The organism is Phycicoccus sonneratiae, from assembly GCF_016887965.1.
Lineage (GTDB): Bacteria > Actinomycetota > Actinomycetes > Actinomycetales > Dermatophilaceae > Phycicoccus > Phycicoccus sonneratiae.
In genome coordinates, this window is the sequence record NZ_JAFDVD010000015.1 from 29,078 (window position 1) to 48,719 (window position 19,642).

The window sequence follows — 19,642 nt, forward strand, 5'->3', positions numbered from 1 at the left end:
CAGTCAGGGGATGTCGAACGTGGCGATGCGACGAGTGGGGCTCAAGGACGTGGCCCGCGCCGCCGGGGTGTCGGTCGGCACCGTCTCCCACGTGCTCAACCACCCCGAGCGGGTCGGGACCGCCCGTCGGGAGGCCGTCGAGCGGGCCATCGAGGAGCTGGGCTTCGTCCGCGACGAGTCCGCGCGCCAGCTGCGGGCGGGGTACTCGAGCACCGTCGGGCTGCTCCTCCTCGACGCCTGGAACCCGGCCTTCGCCGAGATGGCCCGCGGGGTCGAGGACGCGGCCGCCGAGGCCGGCATGACCCTCCTGATGTCCAACAGCGCGCGCAGCCTCGAGCGCGAGCGCGCCGCCCTCAAGGTCTTCTCCGAGCACCGCGTCGCCGGAGCGGTCGTCGTGCCGCACGACCCCCGCTCCCAGGAGCTGCACCAGGTCCGCGCCGGCGGCGTGCCGGTCGTCGTCCTCGACCGCACCGACCCCCGCGACGGCGTCGTCAGCGTCGGGGTCAACGACGTGCTCGGCGGCCGGCTGGCCGCCGAGCACCTCCTCGAGCTCGGGCACCGGCGGCTGGCCTTCGTCGGCGACCCCTCGCTCGCCGTGCCCGTCCAGGACCGGTTCGAGGGGGTCCGGGCCGCGGCGGCCGAGGCCGGGGTCGAGCTCGTCGAGCTCGACTGCCCGCTGTCGGTGGAGGGGGGCCGGACCGCCGGGCGCACCCTCGCCCAGATGCCCGTCGCCGAGCGCCCGACGGCGGTCGCTTGCGCGGTCGACGTCGTCGCGGTCGGCCTGCTCCAGGAGCTGCCGCGGCACGGGGTCGACGTCCCCGGCCAGGTGTCCGTGCTCGGCTACGACGACATCCCGCTCGCGGCCCAGCTCGCCGTCCCGCTGAGCACCGTCGCCCGCCCCCACTACGCGATGGGCACCGCGGCCTTCGAGCTGCTCCGGGCGGTGGTCCGCGGCGAGACCCCCGCCGAGCCCCACCAGGTCTTCGCGCCGACGCTCGTCGCGCGCGCCTCGAGCGCCCCCCTCGGGGCCACCGCGGGAGGTGAGTGACGTGGACGAGCTGGTCCTCGGCATCGACATCGGCACGGGCAGCAGCAAGGGGGTCCTCGCGACCCCGGACGGGACGGTCGTCGCCACGGCGACCCGGCCCCGGGAGGGCAGCATGTCGATGCCGCGCCCCGGGTGGGCGGAGATGGACGCCGAGCAGGTCTGGTGGGCCGACGTCGTCGCCCTCTGCCGCGAGCTCGTGACGCCGGGACGGCACGTCGCGGCGGTCTGCGTCAGCGGCCTCGGGCCCTGCCTGCTGCTCACCGACGACGCCGGGGTCCCGGTCCGTCCGGCGGTGCTCTACGGCATCGACGGCCGGGCCACCCGCGAGATCGCCGAGCTCGACGAGCGGCTGGGCACCGAGGCGGTCTTCGCGCGCTGCGGCACGCCGATCACGACGCAGGCCGTCGGCCCCAAGGCCCTCTGGGTCCGGCGGAACGAGCCCGAGGTCTGGGCGCGGGCGCGTCGGTGGTTCAGCGCCGGCTCGTACGCGGCCTTCCGCCTCAGCGGTGAGTACGTGCTCGACCACCACACCGCCAGCCAGTCCGTGCCGCTCTACGACATCGGTGCCGCCGCGTGGGCGCAGGACTGGTACGACGAGGTGATGGCCGGGCTGCCCGCGCCCCGGCTCGCGTGGTCCGGCGAGGTGGTCGGCGCGATCGACGAGGCCGCGGCGACCGCCACCGGCCTGCCCGTCGGGACCCCCGTGTGCGCCGGCACGGTCGACGCGTGGGCCGAGGCCCACGGCGCGGGCGTCCGCTCACCCGGCGACCTCATGCTCATGTACGGCTCGACGATGTTCTTCGTCCAGGAGCTCGAGCGGCTCGCACCGCACCCGCAGCTGTGGAACACCCGCGGCGTCGCCCCCGGCGGGCTCTCGCTCGCGGCCGGCATGTCGACGTCCGGCAGCCTCACCTCGTGGCTGCGCGACCTCACCGGCGGCGCCCCCTTCGAGACCCTCGTCGCCGAGGCCGCCGCCGTGCCCGCGGGCAGCGACGGCCTGCTGCTCCTCCCCTACTTCGCCGGCGAGCGCACCCCGATCTTCGACACCCGCGCCCGCGGCGTCGTCGCCGGCCTGACGCTGCGGCACGGCCGCGGCCACCTCTACCGGGCCGCGTACGAGGGCATCGCCTACGGCATCCGGCAGATCCTCGAGCTCCTCGACGCCCCCGACAACCCGGTGCGCCGACTCGTGGCCGTCGGCGGCGGGACGCAGGGCGGCCTGTGGACCCAGGTGGTCAGCGACGTCACCGGCCGGCCCCAGGACGTCCCCGCCCAGACGATCGGCGCGGCCTACGGCGATGCGCTGCTCGCGGCTCAGGGCGTGGGTCTCGTTGCGCCCGAGGCCGACTGGGCCACGGTCGACCACGTGGTCGAGCCGGACCCGACGCATCGCGAGCTCTACGACACCCTCTACGAGGGCTACACGTCGCTGTACCCGGCGACCCGGCGGCACGCCCACCTGCTCGCGGAGCTGCAGGAGGGCTCCGGCTGAGGACCGGGCCCCGGGCCTACTTGCCGAAGCCGGCGGTGATCCCGGCGAGCAGCTGGCGCCGCCCGATGGCGTAGAAGACGACGATGGGCAGCGTGGTCAGCACGACGGAGGCGAGCACCGCCGGCACGTTGACCCCGTACTGCCCCTGGAAGCTCCAGACCGCCAGCGGCAGCGTCCGCTTGCTCGGGTCCTGGGTGAGGATCAGCGGCAGGAGGAAGTTGTTCCACGTGAGCAGCGCGTTGTAGATCGTCACCGTGACGATGGCCGGCCGGGTCAGCGGGAAGGCGAGGCGCCACATCGTCGTCCACTCCGACGCCCCGTCGAGGCGCATCGACTCGAAGAGCTCGCGGGGCACGTCGCGGATGAAGTTCGACAGCACGAGCACCGAGAGCGGGATCGCGAAGGCGATGCTCGGCAGGATCATCCCGCCGAGGGAGTCGTACATCCGCATCCGGATGACGATGAGGTAGACGGGGATGATGACCGCCTGGAGCGGGATCGCGAGGCCGAGCAGGAACAGCGAGTTCGAGATCCGCAGGAACCGGGACGTGCCGCCGCCGCGCACGATCGCGTAGGACGCCATGAACGACATGGCGACCGCCGGGACGACGGCCCCCGCGGTGACGACGACGCTGTTGACGAAGTAGCGCGCGAAGTCGCTCTCGATGACGAGCCGGTAGGAGTCGAGGGTCGGCTCGGTGGGCGGGAGCATCGGGTTGGTCACGTAGTACGTGCTCTGCGACTTGAAGCTCGTGATGACGATCCAGTAGATCGGCACGAGGACGATGGCCACCCACACCCAGCCGGCGAGGCCGCCGAGCACGTTGAACCGGCCCAGGCCGCGGCGGGCCCGCCGGGGGGGTGCCGGTGCCCGGTCGGCCCCGGGCGGGGCCGGCTCGGTCGTCGTCGACGACGTCGTGGTGGCCACCCTCGTCACATCCCCTCGAGCTGGCTGGCGGAGGCGTCCCGGCCACCGAGGCGGCGCAGGAGCTGGGCGATGACGAGGCCGCTGAGCACGATGATGACCGCGATCGCGCTGGCCGGTCCCATCTGGTTGCCGAGGAAGCCGGTCTGGTACATCTCGACCGCGAGCACCCGCGTCGCGTCACCGGGGCCGCCGGCCGTCAGCACGAAGATGAGGTCGAAGAAGGTCAGGGAGCCGACGACCATGAGCGTCGAGGACGTGATGATCGTGTACTTCAGCTGCGGAAGGGTCAGCGAGAAGAACTGCCGGATGCGGCCGGCGCCGTCGATCTCGGCCGCCTCGTAGAGGGAGCGCGGGATCTGGCGGACCCCGCCCTGGTAGATGAGCGCGTGGAACGGCACGAACTGCCACGACACGATGAAGATGACGACCCCGACCGCGAGGCCGCCCTCCCCGAGCCAGTTCTGGCTCAGGAGAGGGATCTTCAGCCCGGCCCCGAGCCCGAAGTTGGGGTCGAGCAGGGCCTTCCACGTCACGGCCAGCGCCGCCGACGAGAGCAGGAGCGGCAGCACGTAGAGCACCGCGAGGAACCCCCGGTAGCGCTGCGGGCCGGCGAGGAAGGTGCCGAGCAGGATGGACGCCGGCGTCTGCACCGCCCAGGAGATCGCCATGATCTCGAAGGTCACCCAGAGCGAGTGCAGCAGACCGGGGTCCCCGAGCACCTGCCGCCACGCCCCGAGCCCGCCGGGGGTGATCGCGCCGATGCCGTTCCAGTTCGCGAACGACAGGCCGAGCACCCCGAGCAGGGGCACGACGCCGAAGGTGACGAAGAAGACGAGGGCCGGGACGACGAGCCACCACAGCGACCCGTGCCGTCCGCCGCCGCGGGGTGCGGCGACGGACGGCGGCACGGGCACCGTGCCGGGGCCGGCGGTCACGTGCCGATGACCGCGTTGAGGTTGGACGCGAACTGCTCGGGGGAGATCGACAGCTGGAAGAGCTTGGCGATGTTGTCGAGCAGCACCTCGGCCTGGGTCGGCGGCAGCGCCTGGTCCCAGGACTGCGCGAAGGTCTTGGCGTTCGACGCGATGTCGTACTGGAACTTCAGCCAGTCGGCGTCGTCGCCGCCGATGAGCGAGTCCGAGCCCTGCACGACGGGGATGTTGCCGGAGCCGATCCAGGCCTTGAGCATCTCGTCGGTGAACTGGCTCTTGGCGAGGAAGTCCATCGCGGCCTTCTTCTCGTCGGCGGAGGCCTTCGAGGAGATCGACAGGTACTGGGCGGGGTTGCCCACCGAGTCGCTCGGGTCGCCCTTGCCACCGTCGACCCCGGGGAAGTTCATGTAGCCGAGGCCGCCGCTGGAGACGAAGTCGCCACCGTCGTTCTTCATGCCGCCGTAGGTCCAGGCGCCGTGCACCATCATCGCCGCCTTGCCGGTGTACAGCAGCGCCTGGTCGGCGTTGGAGTCGGCGGTGATCGACGCGAACCCCTTGACGAAGCCATTGGCCTTGATGAGCTTCTGCATCTCGGTGAGGGCCTGGATCGCCGCGGGGTTGCTCCACGCGTCCTTCTCGCCGTCGAACACGGCCTGGAAGACCTCGGGGCCGCCGATCCGGTCGAAGAGGAACTCCAGCCACATCATGTTCGTCCAGCGGGACTGGCCGCCCAGGGAGAAGGGCGCGATGCCCGCCGCGTTGAACTTCGGCACGAGGTCGAGGATGTCACCCCACGACTGCGGCGGCTGGGCGCCGACCTTGTCGAAGACCTTCTTGTTCCAGTAGAGGACGATCGGGGTGACCGTCTCGCAGGGCAGCGCGTACACCTTGCCGTCGACGGTCGCAGCACCGAACGAGGACGGGAAGATCCGGTCCTTGAGGGCGGCGTTCTGGCTGAAGAAGTCGGTGAGGTCGTCGACCTGACCGGCGTCGACCCAGCTCTTGAGCCCGCCGCCGCCCCATCCCCAGAGGATCGTCGGGGCCTGCCCGGCGCCGAGCGCCGTCTTGACCTTCTGCTTGTAGGCGTCGTTCTGGAAGAGGGTCAGGGTGACCTTCTCGTTCGGGTTGGCCGCGTTGTACTGCTCGACGGACTGCTTGCGGATGTCCTCCTGCGGCTGCCCGCTGAGCGACCAGAAGCTGGCGCCGGTGCCGGAGCCACCGCCGCCCCCGCTCGAGGACGAGGCGCCCGGACCCGACGAGCCGCAGGCGGCGAGACCGCCGATGAGCGGCAGTCCCGCGGCGAGGCCGAGGACGGCGCGGCGGGTGGCGGTCTGACGGTGCTGAGTCTGAGGATCCACGCTGATCTCTCTCCCGAGTAGCCGGTGCGGCGACGCCGCGGGGTCGGGGCGGCGATGGCCCGCCGCCGGGTGCGGGCTCCGCACGGGGCTCGCTGCGCTCGAAAGTTTCGATCACTTTCGGCCGCAGCGACACCGTAGAACCGCCGCGTCCGGTGTGTCAATGGGTCCGGAGGTGACGCTCCGATCACGGTCCCGGCACGGCCCACCCCGAGGTCGGTCACCGAAGATGGCGCTTGCGCAGTGGTGGCCGAGCAGCCAGACTCGCTCTCTGACGCCCCGTCGGCCGCGACCCGGTCGCCCCCTCGTTGCTCTCGAAATTTCGATCGGAGTCACCATGAACTCGGCGCAGTCCGCCGTCGACCCGGCCCCCCGGCCCGCCACCGCCGAGGTGTGGCGGGACACCGCGCGCCCCGTCGACGAGCGCGTCGAGGCGCTGCTCGCGGCGATGACCCTCGAGGAGAAGGTCGGCCAGCTGGGCAGCCGGTGGGTCGGCAACGACATGGCCGCCGGTGCCGACGACGCGCCGCCCGCGCCTCCTGCCGGCGGCGACGACACGCCCGAGACGTTCAACGTGGCGCCGATGCAGGACGTCTTCGCCGCCTCGGGGAGCATCTCGCTCGAGGACGCCAGCCGCGACGGCCTCGGCCAGCTGACCCGCGTGTACGGCAGCGTCCCGCTCTCGGTGGCGGAGGGGGCGGCCGAGGTCGTGCGCCAGCACCACGTCGTCCTCGAGGGCAGCCGGCTCGGGGTACCGGCCCTCGTCCACGAGGAGTGCCTCACCGGCTTCACGACCTTCGGCGCGACCGTCTACCCCGCGGCGATCGCCTGGGCGGCCACCTTCGACCCCGGGCTGGTCGAAGAGATGGCCGCCGCCATCGGCCGTGACATGGCCGATGCCGGTGTGCACCAAGGCCTCTCGCCCGTGCTCGACGTCGTTCGCGACCCGAGGTGGGGCCGGGTCGAGGAGACGATGGGCGAGGACCCGCACGTCGTCGCGACGCTCGGCGCGGCGTACGTGCGGGGTCTCCAGTCGGCCGGCGTCGTCGCCACCCTCAAGCACTTCGCCGGGTACTCCGCGTCCCGCGCCGGCCGCAACCACGGCCCGGTGTCGATGGGCCGGCGCGAGCTGCTCGAGGTGGTCCTCCCGCCGTTCGAGGCCGCCGTCCGCGCGGCGGGGGCGAAGTCGGTGATGAACGCCTACAGCGACGTCGACGGCATCCCGGCCGGCGCGGACCACTGGCTGCTCACCGAGGTCCTGCGCGACGCGTGGGGCTTCGAGGGCACCGTCGTCTCCGACTACTGGGCCGTGCCGTTCCTCTCCTCGATGCACCGGGTCGCCGCCGACGTCGAGGGAGCCGGGGCCGCGGCCCTCGCGGCCGGCATCGACGTCGAGCTGCCCGACACCTCCGGCTTCGGGCCGCACCTCGCCGACCTCGTCCGGGCCGGCGGGCTCGACGAGGCCCTCGTCGACCGGGCCGTGCGACGGCACCTGCGGCACAAGGTCGAGCTCGGCCTCCTCGACCCCGACTGGACGCCCGAGGGCTCGGTCGCGCGGGCTGCGGATCTCGACCTCGACTCCCCGGGCAACCGCGACATCGCCGCGCGGATGGCCGAGCGCTCGGTCGTCCTCCTCGACCCGGGCAGCGCGCTGCCGCTGCTCGGCACCGGCCGGCAGGCACCGGCCCGGGTCGCCGTCGTCGGACCCTGCGCCGACGACCCCCGCACGCACATGGGCTGCTACGCGTTCCCCAACCACGTGCTCCCCCGCTACCCGGGTCGCGGCCTGGGCGTCGACGTGGTGACGATGCTCGACGCACTGCGCACCGAGCTGCCGGACAGCGAGATCGGCTACGAGCGAGGATGCGCCGTCGAGGGCGACGACGCCTCCGGGATCGACGCCGCCGCGGCCCTCGCGGCGGACGCCGACCTCGCGGTCGTGTTCGTCGGCGACCGCGCAGGACTGTTCGGCATCGGCACGTCCGGCGAGGGCTGCGACGCCGAGGACCTGCGCCTGCCGGGCGTGCAGCCCGACCTGCTCGACGCCGTGATCGCCACGGGCACACCGGTGGTCGTCGTCGTCGTGTCCGGCCGTCCCTACGCGCTCGGCGCCTGGGCACCGCGCGCCGCCGGGCTCGTCCAGGCCTTCATGCCCGGCCAGGAGGGCGGCCCGGCCGTCGCCGGCGTGCTCTCCGGGCGGATCCAGCCGTCGGGCCACCTGCCCGTGCAGATCCCCGTCGGGCCCGGCGGGCAGCCGCGCACCTACCTCCAGCCCCCGCTCGGCTCGCCGGAGAGCGCCGGCGTCAGCAGCCTCGACGCCTCCGCCCTCTTCCCGTTCGGGCACGGGCGCAGCTACACGACCTTCGAGCTCTCCGACCTCGTGCTCTCCGGCGACGCGGTCGGCACCGACGGCGAGGTCGAGGTCACCGTCCGGGTCACCAACACCGGCGACCGGGCCGGCGAGGAGGTCGTGCAGCTCTACGTCCGCGACCTGCTCTCCTCGGTCGTGCGACCGGTCCGCCAGCTGCTCGGCTTCGTCCGGGTGCCGCTCGAGGCGGGGTCCAGCCGGACGGTGACGTTCACGGTGCACACGGACCGGCTCTCCCTCGTCGACCGCGACCTGCGGCGCGTCGTCGAGCCGGGCCCCGTCGAGGTCCTCGTCGGCCGCTCCGCCGAGGACGTGCCGTGCCGCGCGGTGCTCGACCTCACCGGTGCGGTCCGCGAGGTCGGCCCCGACCGGCGTCTCAGCACCCCGGTCGTGCTCTCGTCCGAGGAAGCGCAGCCCTAGAGTGCCCCCGTGACGACCGACCGCCCGACGCTCGCGATGATCGCCGACTCCGCCGGCGTCTCCGTCGCGACCGTCAGCAAGGTCCTCAACGGGCGCAGCGACGTCGCGGCGAGCACCCGGGCCCGGGTGCAGCAGGTCCTCGAGGCGCACGAGTACACGGCCCAGCCGCGGCGCCGCCGGGACGCCACCCGGTCGGTCGAGCTGCTCGTCGACCACATGCACTCGCCCTTCACGAGCGAGGTGGTCCAGGGTGTCGCGGACGCCGCGGCCGACGAGGACGTCTCGGTCACGCTGAGCACGCGCGTGTCGATGGAGGGCCGCGACGCCTCGCCCGGGGTCTGGGCCCGGGCCCTGGCGCGCTCCGGACGCTGCGCCCTCATCTCGGTGACCGGCGAGATGACGCGCGAGCAGGTCCGGGCGCTCTCCGACGCCTCGCTGCCCGTCGTCCTCATCGACCCCATCGACCCGCAGGCCAGCAGCGCCCCGAGCATCGGGTCGACGAACTTCACCGGCGGACTCACCGCGGGCAGCCACCTGATCGCCCTCGGGCACACCCGGATCGGCTACGTCGGCGGGGCCCTGCGCGCGGCGTGCAACGCGGCCCGGGTCGGCGGTCTGCGCGCCGCGATGGAGCAGCACGGCCTGGCCCTCGACCCCGGGCTCGTCACCGCGGGTCAGGTCTTCGACTTCGACACCGGCCTCCAGGGCGGGCTCCAGCTGCTCGACCGCGACGAGCACCCGACGGCCGTGTTCTGCGGCGCCGACGAGGTCGCGCTCGGGGTCATCGAGGCCGCCCGGCAGGTCGGCCTGCGGGTGCCGCAGGACGTGTCGGTGATGGGCTTCGACGACACGCCCTCGGCGACCACCGGCTCGCCGCCGCTGACCACCATCCGGCAGCCGCTCGGCGAGATGGGGCGGCTCGCGCTGCGCACCGCCCTGCGGCTGGCCGACGGCGGGACGGTCGACGCGCCGCACGTCGCGCTCGCGACGCAGCTCGTCGTCCGCGCCTCGACGGCCCGCCCCTCCGCCGGCTGACGGCGCGTCGGCTCAGCCGACGAGGTGCTCGACGGCGAGCTGGTTGAGCCGGACGAACCCGTAGTCGCGCTCGGCGGCCTTCTCGGGGTCGAAGCCGTCGTCGGTCCCGAGGAGGTCGGCGAGCGACTCACCGGGCGAGAGGGTCGGCTCCGCGAGCGTGCCCACGCCGGCGTACTCCATCGCCTCGGTGACCCGGGGGTCGGCCCGGAAGGCGCGCGCCTTGTCGGCGAGGAGCAGGTAGGTCTGCATGCACGCCTTCGCCGACTCCCACACGCCGTCGAGGTACTCGGTGCGCGAGGGCTTGTAGTCGAAGTGCCGCGGGCCGTCGTAGCGCGGGGCGTCCGGGTTGCCGGCGAAGCCGTTCTCGAGCAGGTCGACGGTGAAGAAGGCCGAGAGCAGGTCGCCGTGCCCGAAGACGAGGTCCTGGTCGTACTTCAGCCCGCGCTGGCCGTTGAGGTCGATGTGGAAGAGCTTCCCGGACCAGAGGGCCTGGGCGAGCTGGTGGGTGTAGTTGAGGTTGGCCATCTGCTCGTGCCCGGTCTCGGGGTTGAGGCCGACGATGTCGCCGTGGTCGAGCTCGGCGATGAAGGCCAGGGCGTGCCCGACGGTGGGGAGGAAGATGTCGCCGCGCGGCTCGTTCGGCTTGGGCTCCAACGCGATCCGCAGGTCGTAGCCCTTGTCCTTGATGTAGCCGGCGACGGTGTCGAGGCCCTCCCTGTACCGCTCGAAGGCCGAGTGCAGGTCCTTGGACCCGTCGTACTCGCTGCCCTCGCGGCCGCCCCACATGACGAAGGTGCTCGCCCCGAGCTCGGCGGCGAGGTCGACCGCACCGAGGACCTTGCGCAGCCCGAACCGGCGCACGCCGCGGTCGTTGGCGGTCAGGCCCCCGTCCTTGAACACCGGGTGGCTGAAGGTGTTCGTCGTGACCATCTCGATGGTCAGCCCCGAGGAGTCGCACGCGGCCTTGAGCCGGCCGACCCGGTCGGCCTTCGTCGCGGCGTCGGCGTCGAAGGGGAAGACGTCGTTGTCGTGGAAGGTGATGCCCCACGCGCCGAGCTCGGCGAGCCGGTCGGCGTACTCCCACGGCTCCAGCGCCGGTCGCGACGGGCCGCCGAAGGGGTCCGTGCCGGTCCAGCCGACGGTCCACAGGCCGAAGCTGAACCGGTCCTCGGGGGTGGGCTGACGGGTCATGGCGACTCCTCCGCGTCGAGTTTGTTGTTCCATGCAACATATCCCCTCCGGCCGGTAGGGTCAATGCCGTGAGCCCGCCGACCGACGACACCGGAGAGCACGGCGTCGTGCCCCCGCCCGGTCCGGCGGGCGGGGCGTCGCAGGGCACGCTGCGCGAGACGAACCTGCGCCTCGTCACGCGCACGGTCCTCGAGTCCCCGGTCCCGCCGTCGCGGGCCGACGTCGCCCAGCGCACCCGGCTCACCCGCTCGACCGTCTCCCGCCTCGTCGACGACCTGCTCGGCGGCGGTGTCCTCGCCGAGACCGAGGCCCCGGGCCCGGTGCGGTCGGGACGGCCGGGCACGCCGCTCGTCGCCGGTCCCGTCGCCGCCCTCGGGATGCTCGTCAACGTCGCCGGGCTCGTCGCCCGGGTCGTCGACCTTGGCGGGCGGGTGCTCGCCGAGGGCGCCCTCGAGCGGGACCTGCGCGGCGGGTCCGCTGACGACGTGCTGACCGACCTCGCCGCCCTCGCCCGCCGGGTCCTCGACGACGTGCCTCCCGGGGTGGCGCTCGCCGGCGCGCGGCTCGCCCTGCCCGGGGTCGTCGGCACGGCGTCGGACACCCTGCTCGTCGCCCCCAACCTCGGGTGGAGCGAGGTGACGCCCCGCACGCTGCTGACCCCGGCCGCGCTCGGCGGGCTCCGGCTCCGGCTCGGCAACGAGGCCGACCTCGCCGCCCGCACGGTCGCCGCGCCGGCTCCCGGGCGCGAAGGTCCGCTGCGCGACTTCCTCTACGTCTCGGGCGAGGTCGGCATCGGCGGCGCGGTCGTCGTCGGCGGGTCGGTGCTCACCGGCCGGCACGGCTGGGCGGGCGAGATCGGGCACGTCTGCGTCGACCCGCACGGTCCGCCGTGCCGGTGCGGCTCGACGGGGTGCCTCGAGCGCTACGTCGGGCGTGACGAGCTCGCCGCCCTGGTGGGCGTCGACCCCGCGGTCGTCGGGCAGGTCCTGCCGCGGCTCGTCGCCGACGGCGACCCCGCCGCGTCGGCGGCCGTCGAACGCGCCGTGTGGGCGCTCGGCATCGCCCTCGCCGGGGCCGTCAACCTCATCGACACCCCGGCCATCGTCCTCGGGGGACACCTCGCGCAGGTCGGCGACCTCCTCTGCGCGCCGCTCGAGGCGACCCTCGCGCGACGCGTCCTGTCGTCGCGGTGGGTGCCACCGGTCGTCCGGGCCGCGGGTGGGGGGCCCGCTCCGGCGGCGACCGGCGCGGCGCTCGCCGAGCTCGACGACGTGGTCGAGCGACCGTTCGCCTGGTTGCAACGGAACCGGTTGCCGCAGAGCGGGTCCGACTCGGCCTGACCGGGCGCGAACCCCCGGCGCCGATCCTCAGGCGGTGCCGGCCGAGCGAGCCCGCAGGTCCCACGCGACCAGCCCGAGCAGCGGACCCCAGAGGGCGAGCGGCACGTAGAGCAGCCCGACCCACACCCGGGCGGGGCCGGTCAGCGCGCCGTCCCCCGGCACGACCCACCACAGCACGGCGGTCGGCACCCAGACCAGCGTGAGGAGCACCGCCCCGACGAGCGCCGCCGTGGCCACCCGCCGTCCCCGCAGCGGCCGTCCTCCCCGACGCGGCACCCAGGTCGGGACCCGCTCGCCCCACGGGCGCACGAGACCCAGCGTGAGCAGCCCCAGGCCCTCGAGGAGCACCGACAGGCCGACGAGGTACACCGACCCCCAGCCCGGTGCGTCGAAGAGCGCCCGGGCCTCCCCCGCGGAGTAGCCGACAGGTACCCCGACGGCGAGCAGCACCCGCCACAGGCCGCTCGGCAGCGGCGTGAGGGCCGCGACGTGTGCACAGGTGACCGCCCACCGAGGGGCCGGTGGGAGGCGGGTGGTGGCCACGCGGGTCTCCGTCCGGGGTGGGGTCCGGCTGCGCATCAGCCCACCCGGGGGAGGACTCGGGAGCCGAGGAAGAGGAACCGGCACCGACCGTCGGCGTCACGTCCGAGGAACTCGACGTCGGGGCCGGGACCGCCGGCGCCGACCGCCCGGAAGACGTCGCCGCCGACCCGGAGGAGCTGGTGGTGCTCGTCGGGGAGGTCGGTGCCCGCCGACGCCGCCATGACGAGCGCGTCGCCCCGGCTCGAGCGATGGAGCCAGAGCCGCCCGACGTCCCCCTGCGTCACCTCGGCACGGACCTGGCGCGACGCGAAGACGCCGACGTAGGGAGCGGCGTCACCGGCGAGCTCCGCCGCCGGCTCCCGGGGCGGCGGTTCGGGCTCGACCCCGGGGAGGTCGGCGAACCACGGCTCGAGCAGCTCGCGGACGAGCCGGCCACCACTCTCGCTGTTCGTCAGGACGACGGCGGCCACCCGGTGGCGCGGACTGGTGCGCAGCATGCTGCTCACCCCGAGGCTGCCGCCACCGTGCTCGACCAGCCCTCCTCGCCGCAGCCACCAGCCGAGGCCCTGCCGGCTGTGCGGCCCGAGGACGGCGGGGTGTTCGACCTGCGGCTCGCGCATCATCCGGGCCGTCGCGGCCCCGAGCAGCCGGGTGCCGTCCGGGGCCCGGCCGTCGTCGAGGTGCATCCGGGCGAAGGACAGCAGCCCGCGCGCCGACAGCGCCAGCTGGTTCCCGGCGGCGGGGTTGGACGGCGGCATCACGGCCCAGTGCCGCAGCGGACGGAGGTCGTCGCCGACGTGGCCGATGGCCGTCCGGAAGGCCAGCGCCTGGTCGGCCCAGAAGGCGATCTCCTCGATGCCCAGCGGCTCGGCGATGCGGGTGCGCACGGCCTGCTCGAACGTCTCGTCGCGGAGCACCTCGACCAGGCGCCCGAGGGTGCCGAACCCCGCGTTGCAGTAGGAGAACCGCTCACCGGGCGGGGACACCTGAGGGGCCTCACCCACGAGGTCGGCGACGAACCGCTCCAGCGCGTCCGGGCCCGCGGTGGTGGGCGCCCACAGGTCGCCCTCGAACCCGCCGGTGTGGGTGAGCAGGTGCCGGATGGTGATGCGCCGGCTCTGCTCGGGCTCGCCCGTGCGGAACCGCGGGAGGTGCCGGACCACGGGGTCGTCGAGCGCGACCAGGCCGTCGTCGAGCAGCTGCATCACGAGGGTGGCGGTGACGACCTTGGTCACCGACTGGACCATGAACAGCGAGTCGGGGGTCACCGGGACGCCGGTGCGGGTGTTGACGACGCCCGAGGTCGCCAGCGCGACCTCGTCGCCGCGCAGGACGGCGACCGAGACCCCGGGCACCCGGTGCTTCGCGGCGAGCTCGTCGAGGGTCGCCGCGAGGTCCGTCGCGAACCCGTCGGACCTCACCACGTCCAGCACCTCCCCATCGCGCCCCTGGTCCCCGGCGTCGGCCACTCCCCGATGACCACCAGTGTGCCCCGCCGCAGCGGCGTGGGGTGGCTCCGGCACGGTCGGCGCCGCCCTCGATCCGGTGGGGGCGACGTTCCTCAGTGGGTGAGGGGCGATGCACGGCTCCTCGACGAGACGGTGCAGGCCGTCCGCCGGCCTCGGCGAGCGCCTGGGCGCCTCCCGCCCGCGCTGACCCGGCGACGACCGGCCGGCTCAGGAGCCGACGACCGCCGCGACGAGGCCCGGGAAGCGCTCGTCGAGCTCGGCGCGCCGGACCCGGATGTCGTGCGTCCGGCCGTGGACGTCGTAGGTGACGAGCCCGGCCCCGCGCAACGTCTTGAAGTGGTGGGCGCACGTCGCCTTGGTCGTCGAGAACTGCTGCCAGACATCGGCCTTCGGTCGCGGCCGACCGTCGGCGAGCATCCGGACGATGGCGAGGCGCGTCGGGTCGCCGAGGGCCTTGAGGACCGCCTCCATCGTCACGTCGGCCAGGTCCGGGACCGGGTACTCCACCACGACGACCTTCCCAATTGTTTGACATTCATCTAACGGTGTCTCATCCTCACCGTATGACAACCATCGAACGATCGTACCCGGCGCCGGCCATCGGCCGGTCGGCCCTCGTCCGCCTGTGGGTCCTCGCGGGCGCCCTCTTCACAATGCGTGTGACCTGCACGAACGTCACGAAACGGCCCTCGAGCCCGCAGGCCGTGCCACCTGCGTGCCATCCGCGGGTCAGCGCGTGTCACCTCGCGACCCCGAACGCAGAACGGGTTCTCGAGTCACGTCGACCACTTGGTGAGGCGCACGGTGACGCGGTCCCCGGGCAGCACGTCGCCCTGCTCGGGCGGGAGCACCGCCAAGGCGTTGGCGCCGATCAGTGACCTCACCCCGTGCCCGCACCCGTCACCGGTGGCGCCGGCCACCAGCTGACCGTCGTCGTCCCGCTCGACGCGGACCCGGGTGAACGACACCCGTCCCGGGGTGGCGCGCAGCTCGTCCGCCGCGAGTGCCTCGACGACGCGCACACCGTCGTGGCGCAGGCCTCGGAGCCGCGCGATCGCCGGGCCGGCGAAGACCTCGAACGCCACCATGGCGGCCACCGGGTTGCCGGGCAGCCCGATGAGGGGCACCCGTCGGCCCTCCGGTGCGTCCACCCGTCCGACGACGAGCGGCTTGCCCGGCTTCATGGCGACCAGGAGTGCCTCGACCTCGTGCCGTGACTCGGCGAGCCGGGCGACGAAGTCGGCGGCGCCCGCCGAGGCCCCGCCCGAGGTGATGACCAGGTCGACCGAACCCGCAAGCGACTCGAGCCGCTCGAGCAGGGCGTCGGGGCGGTCGGGGACCAGTGCGCCCTCGACCGGGATCCCGCCGGCTCGGCGTACCAGGGCACACAGGGCCGGTCCGTTCGCGTCGTGCACGCGGGCGGGGGCGAGCGGGTCACCGGCCGGGCTCAGCTCGTCACCCGTCGAGAGGACGGCGACGACGGGCGGACGCGAGACCCGAACCGATGCATGACCGACGGCACTGAACAGCGCGACCTCCCCGGGACCCACGACGGTCCCGGCAGTGGCCAGGACCTGGCCGGCCTCCACGTCTTCTCCGACGCGCCGGACGTGGCGGCCCTGGGCCACCGGCTCGTCGACCTCGATCCACGCCGGAGGGAGCTCGGTGAGCCGGGTGGCCCGCTCACCGGCGGAGTCGGACGTCTTCGTGAGCTCGTAGGGGACGACGGTGTCGGCGCCGGCGGGCAGCGGGGCGCCGGTCATCACGCGGCAGGCCTCCCCCGGGCCGACGTGCAGCACGGCCGGCCGGCCGGCGCGGACGTCACCGACCACCCGCAGCCGTCGACCGTCACCGACGTCGACCGACCGCACGGCGTACCCGTCCATCGCCGAGTTGTCGAAGACGGGGAGGGGCGTGTCGGATCGCACGGTCTCCACGAGCACCCCGTCAAGGGCGCTCCACACGGGCACGTCGTGGCCGGGCAGGGGGTCGATCCGCCCGAGGACGCGTGCCAACGCCTCCTCGGGGCTGATGCCGACGCGATGGGCGGGAGCGGCGGCGAGACCGGGGAGGCACCCCCCGACGGAGGTCACTCCGGAGGCCCGGGGAAGGTCGAGCGGATCGCGCGGGTCAGGTCGGGCTGGGACACCTCGCGGCCGGCGGCGGCGCGGGCGCCGACGGCCAGCCCGAGGATGTACGAGCCCACCGGTGCCATCGGTCGGGCGAACCCGTGGGCGATCTCCTTGGTCAGGCCGTGGATGCCCGTGACGTCGACGTCCGCGGGGTCGACGCCGACGGCGGTGCATGCGTCGACGATCCAGTCGTGCCACTCCACTTCGGCGGCGGCGAGGTCGGTCATGGTGGTCTCCTTCGGTGGGTCGCCCGGCAACGGCCGGGTCACTTCCTGGTCAGCTCGGGCTTGTCCCAGCCCCGTTGCGGCGCACGGTTGCCCGTGCCGCGGCCCGGCCGGGCGTCCTTCGAGCGGTAGACGAGGTACGGACGGGTGAGGTAGCCGAGCGGCGCCGAGAACACGTGGACCAGGCGGGTGAACGGCCACATGGCGAAGAGGAGGAAGGCGAGCAGGGCGTGCAGCCGGAAGCCGAGCGGGGCCTCGGCCATCAGCGCGGGCTCGGGCTGGAGGGTGAAGATGCTGCGGAACCAGACCGAGACGCCCTCGCGGTAGTTGTACTCACCACCGAACTGGAGCAGGCTGCCCGCCACCGTGTTCCACATGCCCAGGACGACGACGGTGCCGAGCACCGCGTACATCACCTTGTCGTTGACCGTCGTCGCCCGGAACACCGGCCCGGTCGTCCGTCGGCGGTAGACGAGGATGGCCAGGCCCACGACCGCGGCGATGCCCGCGGGGATGCCGCCGGCCAGCGCGATGACGTGGTACGCGTGCGGGCTGAGCCCGAGGGCGTTGGTCCAGACCTGGGGGATGACGAGGCCGATGACGTGGCCCATGACGACGCCGAGCATCCCCAGGTGGAACAGCGGGCTGCCGATGCGCAGCAGCCGGCTCTCGTAGAGCTGGCTGGAGCGGGTGGTCCAGCCGAACTTGTCGTAGCGGTAGCGCCAGACGTGCCCGACGACGAAGACCGCGAGGCAGACGTAGGGGACGATCACCCAGAGGAAGGTCGTCATCGGGGGGCTCCTACCGGGATGGTCGGGCCGAGCAGCGCGGTGGTGTCGGCGGGCTCGGGGCGGGGGTTGAGGCGGGGGTCCATCGCGTACGGCTCGAGGCCGACGTCCTCCTGCGGCGGGCCCTCGGCGACGAGTCGCAGCAGCGCGGTCTCGTCGTCGCCGTCGAGCACGGGCAGGGTGGTCCGCAGCGCCTCCAGGGCCGGCAGCCACGGGGAACCCCGCTGGGCCAGACCGGCCCTGAGCACCTCGATGCCCACGCGGTGCGCGGTGAGCAGGTGCCAGGCGGTGGCCCAGTCCTGCACCGCGCCGAACTCGAGGACGACGCAGAGGTGGTCCGGGAGCTCGGTGTCGGCGTCGAACTCGACCCCGGCCTTCCGGTAGGCCTGCTTGAACTCGACGAGGGCCACGCCGCGCCGGCGCGTGTCGCCGTGCGAGAAGTACGTGAGGTGCAGCGAGCAGCGCCGCGTGACGTCGAAGGTGTCGACGTACTCGCGCTGCAGCACACCGAGATCGGTCCGCTCGAGGGTGTCGAGGACGACGTCGAGCGGGTCGCGCTGGGCCGGCGGGAGGCCGGCCACGACGCCGCGCAGCATCGGCACCCGTCCGAGCAACACCGCGTCCGGGTAGTCGAGCAGGAGCGAGACGACCTGCCAGGTGTCGACGAGGTCTCCCTCGGACAGGCCGGGCTGCGCGCCCCGGTGCCGGCGCCACCTCATCGGCCGGCCTCCCGGTCGCTCGGGAAGAGGCCGTCGGGCATCCCGCGGCCGTCCCACGTCAGGAGGTTGACCCGGCCGCGCAGCGGGTTGTCGCCGGGCAGCTGCTCGAGGGAGTCGGCCGACTGGGTCTGCTGGAGGACCCGGAAGTTCTCCACCGCCACCGGCGTGGGGGCCGCTCCGGAGCCCTCGCCGAAGACGTCCTGCTGACCTCCGCCGTACGCGGAGACCGAGCACTCGGTGGCCAGCTCCTCGAGCGCGTGGGCCTGCTCGGCGTGGGCCGGCGGGATGACGTAGCGCTCGGAGTACTTGGCGAGGGCCAGGAGGCGGAACATCTCGTACATCGCCTCCCCCTCCATCCCGACGGCCGCGGGGATCTCGTCGCGCGGGTCGCGGCCGAGGTTGATGTCGCGCATGTAGGAGCGCATCGCAGCGAGCTTGCGCAGTACGCCGTCGACCGGCGCGACGTCGCCGGCGGTGAAGAGGTTCGCAAGGTACTCGACGGGGATGCGCAGGGTGTCGATGGCCCCGAAGAGGTTGTCGACGTCCTCGGCGTCGTGGCCGGTGTCCTTGACGACGTCGACGACCGGCGACAGCGGCGGGATGTACCAGACCATCGGCATGGTGCGGTACTCCGGGTGCAGCGGCAGGGCGACCCTGTAGTCGAGGATGAGCTTCTTGACCGGGCTGCGCCGGGCCGCCTCGACCCAGTCGGCGGGGATGCCGGCGCGCTCGGCCTCACGACGCACCTCGGGGTCCTCGGGGTCGAGGAAGACGCCGAGCTGGGCCTCGTACAGGTCGTGGTCGTCCTCGGTGGTGGCCGCCTCGAGCACCTTGTCGGCGTCGTAGAGGACGAGCCCGATGTAGCGCAGCCGGCCGACGCAGGTCTCCGAGCAGACGGTCGGGATGCCGACCTCGATGCGCGGGTAGCAGAAGGTGCACTTCTCGGCCTTGCCGGTCTTGTGGTTGAAGTAGACCTTCTTGTACGGGCAGCCGGTGATGCACATGCGCCAGCCGCGGCACCGGTCCTGGTCGACGAGGACGATGCCGTCCTCCTCGCGCTTGTAGATGGCGCCGCTCGGGCAGGACGCCGCGCACGAGGGGTTGAGGCAGTGCTCGCAGATACGCGGCAGGTAGAACATGAAGGTCTTCTCGAACTCCATGCGGACCTTGTCCTCGATGCCCTTGAGCATCGGGTCCTTGACGGCGTGCTCGCGCGACCCACCGAGGTCGTCGTCCCAGTTCGCGCTCCAGGACACGTTGATCGGCTTGCCGGAGATCAGGGAGTGCGGCCGGGCGACCGGGAAGGTCTTCTGCGCGGGGGCGTTGAGCAGCGTCTCGTAGTCGTAGGTCCAGGGCTCGTAGTAGTCCTGGATGGACGGCATCTTCGGGTTGCTGAAGATCGTCGCCAGCTTCTTGAGCCGACCGCCGGCGCGCAGCCGCAGCCGTCCGCCCTTCATGACCCAGCCGCCCTGCCACTCGTCCTGGTTCTCGTAGCCGCGCGGGTAGCCGAGGCCCGGCCGGGTCTCGACGTTGTTGAACCAGACGTACTCGGTGCCGGCCCGGTTGGTCCAGGCCTGCTTGCAGGTGACCGAGCAGGTGTGGCACCCGATGCACTTGTCGAGGTTCATGACCATCGCCATCTGCGCCATGACCCGCAT

Annotated in this window: 17 protein-coding genes; 5 read left to right on the forward strand and 12 right to left on the reverse strand. The window is 73.4% G+C overall.

The genetic code is table 11. The features are described from left to right. The first annotated feature begins 10 nt into the window (after nt 1–10). Both JQN70_RS13465 and JQN70_RS13470 read left to right on the forward strand, forming a co-directional pair. Complete coding sequence (locus JQN70_RS13465) at nt 11–1,048, forward strand: LacI family DNA-binding transcriptional regulator (protein WP_204131877.1); 1,038 nt, start codon at nt 11–13, stop codon at nt 1,046–1,048. Nucleotide 1,049: 1 nt separating this feature from the next. Then, on the forward strand, nt 1,050–2,540 hold the full coding sequence (locus JQN70_RS13470; protein ID WP_307835979.1) for an FGGY-family carbohydrate kinase: 1,491 nt from the start codon (nt 1,050–1,052) through the stop codon (nt 2,538–2,540). Nucleotides 2,541–2,556: 16 nt separating this feature from the next. Here the strand turns inward: JQN70_RS13470 and JQN70_RS13475 are convergent, their stop codons facing one another. The 3 genes from JQN70_RS13475 to JQN70_RS13485 all read right to left on the reverse strand — a co-directional run bounded on the left by JQN70_RS13475 (nt 2,557) and on the right by JQN70_RS13485 (nt 5,758). Then, nucleotides 2,557–3,378: a carbohydrate ABC transporter permease gene (locus JQN70_RS13475; protein WP_204132044.1), complete on the reverse strand. Its 822-nt coding sequence runs from the start codon at nt 3,376–3,378 to the stop codon at nt 2,557–2,559. A 95-nt stretch (nt 3,379–3,473) separates the two neighbouring features. Next, the gene (locus JQN70_RS13480) at nt 3,474–4,403 is read right to left on the reverse strand and encodes a carbohydrate ABC transporter permease (protein ID WP_204131878.1); all 930 of its coding nucleotides are present in this window, start codon (nt 4,401–4,403) and stop codon (nt 3,474–3,476) included. Then, nucleotides 4,400–5,758, reverse strand: coding sequence for an extracellular solute-binding protein (locus JQN70_RS13485; RefSeq protein ID WP_204131879.1), 1,359 nt, complete (start codon nt 5,756–5,758; stop codon nt 4,400–4,402). Before JQN70_RS13485 ends, JQN70_RS13480 begins: the two co-directional genes overlap by 4 nt. Nucleotides 5,759–6,092: 334 nt before the next feature. On the opposite strand from JQN70_RS13485, the gene JQN70_RS13490 reads away from it, so the two are divergent. After that, nucleotides 6,093–8,543 carry a glycoside hydrolase family 3 N-terminal domain-containing protein gene (locus JQN70_RS13490; protein WP_204131880.1) on the forward strand — a complete coding sequence of 817 codons (2,451 nt, stop codon included), beginning with the start codon at nt 6,093–6,095 and terminating at the stop codon, nt 8,541–8,543. Nucleotides 8,544–8,552: 9 nt separating this feature from the next. After that, nucleotides 8,553–9,578 carry a LacI family DNA-binding transcriptional regulator gene (locus tag JQN70_RS13495; protein WP_204131881.1) on the forward strand — a complete coding sequence of 342 codons (1,026 nt, stop codon included), beginning with the start codon at nt 8,553–8,555 and terminating at the stop codon, nt 9,576–9,578. A 12-nt stretch (nt 9,579–9,590) separates the two neighbouring features. Here JQN70_RS13495 and xylA read toward each other — a convergent pair whose 3' ends face one another. After that, nucleotides 9,591–10,769, reverse strand: coding sequence for a xylose isomerase (gene xylA / locus JQN70_RS13500; RefSeq protein ID WP_204131882.1), 1,179 nt, complete (start codon nt 10,767–10,769; stop codon nt 9,591–9,593). A 68-nt stretch (nt 10,770–10,837) separates the two neighbouring features. Between xylA and JQN70_RS13505 the strand changes: the two genes are divergently transcribed. After that, entirely contained in the window at nt 10,838–12,109 is a 1,272-nt protein-coding gene (locus tag JQN70_RS13505) for an ROK family protein (protein ID WP_307835980.1), read from the forward strand. Between the two features lie 27 nt (nt 12,110–12,136). Here the strand turns inward: JQN70_RS13505 and JQN70_RS13510 are convergent, their stop codons facing one another. The 8 genes from JQN70_RS13510 to narH all read right to left on the reverse strand — a co-directional run bounded on the left by JQN70_RS13510 (nt 12,137) and on the right by narH (nt 19,642). Beyond that, nucleotides 12,137–12,652 carry a hypothetical protein gene (locus JQN70_RS13510; protein WP_204131883.1) on the reverse strand — a complete coding sequence of 172 codons (516 nt, stop codon included), beginning with the start codon at nt 12,650–12,652 and terminating at the stop codon, nt 12,137–12,139. A 35-nt stretch (nt 12,653–12,687) separates the two neighbouring features. After that, on the reverse strand, nt 12,688–14,076 hold the full coding sequence (locus JQN70_RS13515; protein WP_204131884.1) for a serine hydrolase domain-containing protein: 1,389 nt from the start codon (nt 14,074–14,076) through the stop codon (nt 12,688–12,690). A gap of 252 nt (nt 14,077–14,328) precedes the next feature. Continuing rightward, nucleotides 14,329–14,628 (reverse strand): ArsR/SmtB family transcription factor, encoded by a 300-nt coding sequence (locus tag JQN70_RS13520; RefSeq protein WP_307835981.1) that lies wholly within the window; start codon nt 14,626–14,628, stop codon nt 14,329–14,331. Between the two features lie 269 nt (nt 14,629–14,897). Beyond that, nucleotides 14,898–16,214: a molybdopterin molybdotransferase MoeA gene (locus JQN70_RS13525; RefSeq protein WP_204131886.1), complete on the reverse strand. Its 1,317-nt coding sequence runs from the start codon at nt 16,212–16,214 to the stop codon at nt 14,898–14,900. After that, nucleotides 16,211–16,480, reverse strand: a complete 270-nt coding sequence (locus JQN70_RS13530) for a DUF6457 domain-containing protein (RefSeq protein ID WP_204131887.1) — start codon at nt 16,478–16,480, stop codon at nt 16,211–16,213. The genes JQN70_RS13525 and JQN70_RS13530 overlap by 4 nt, the downstream gene beginning before the upstream one ends. Nucleotides 16,481–16,518: 38 nt before the next feature. Further along, nucleotides 16,519–17,268 (reverse strand): respiratory nitrate reductase subunit gamma, encoded by a 750-nt coding sequence (gene narI / locus JQN70_RS13535; protein ID WP_204131888.1) that lies wholly within the window; start codon nt 17,266–17,268, stop codon nt 16,519–16,521. Then, complete coding sequence (gene narJ, locus JQN70_RS13540; RefSeq protein ID WP_204131889.1) at nt 17,265–17,984, reverse strand: nitrate reductase molybdenum cofactor assembly chaperone; 720 nt, start codon at nt 17,982–17,984, stop codon at nt 17,265–17,267. The genes narI and narJ overlap by 4 nt, the downstream gene beginning before the upstream one ends. After that, nucleotides 17,981–19,642 (reverse strand): nitrate reductase subunit beta, encoded by a 1,662-nt coding sequence (narH, locus tag JQN70_RS13545; protein WP_204131890.1) that lies wholly within the window; start codon nt 19,640–19,642, stop codon nt 17,981–17,983. The genes narJ and narH overlap by 4 nt, the downstream gene beginning before the upstream one ends.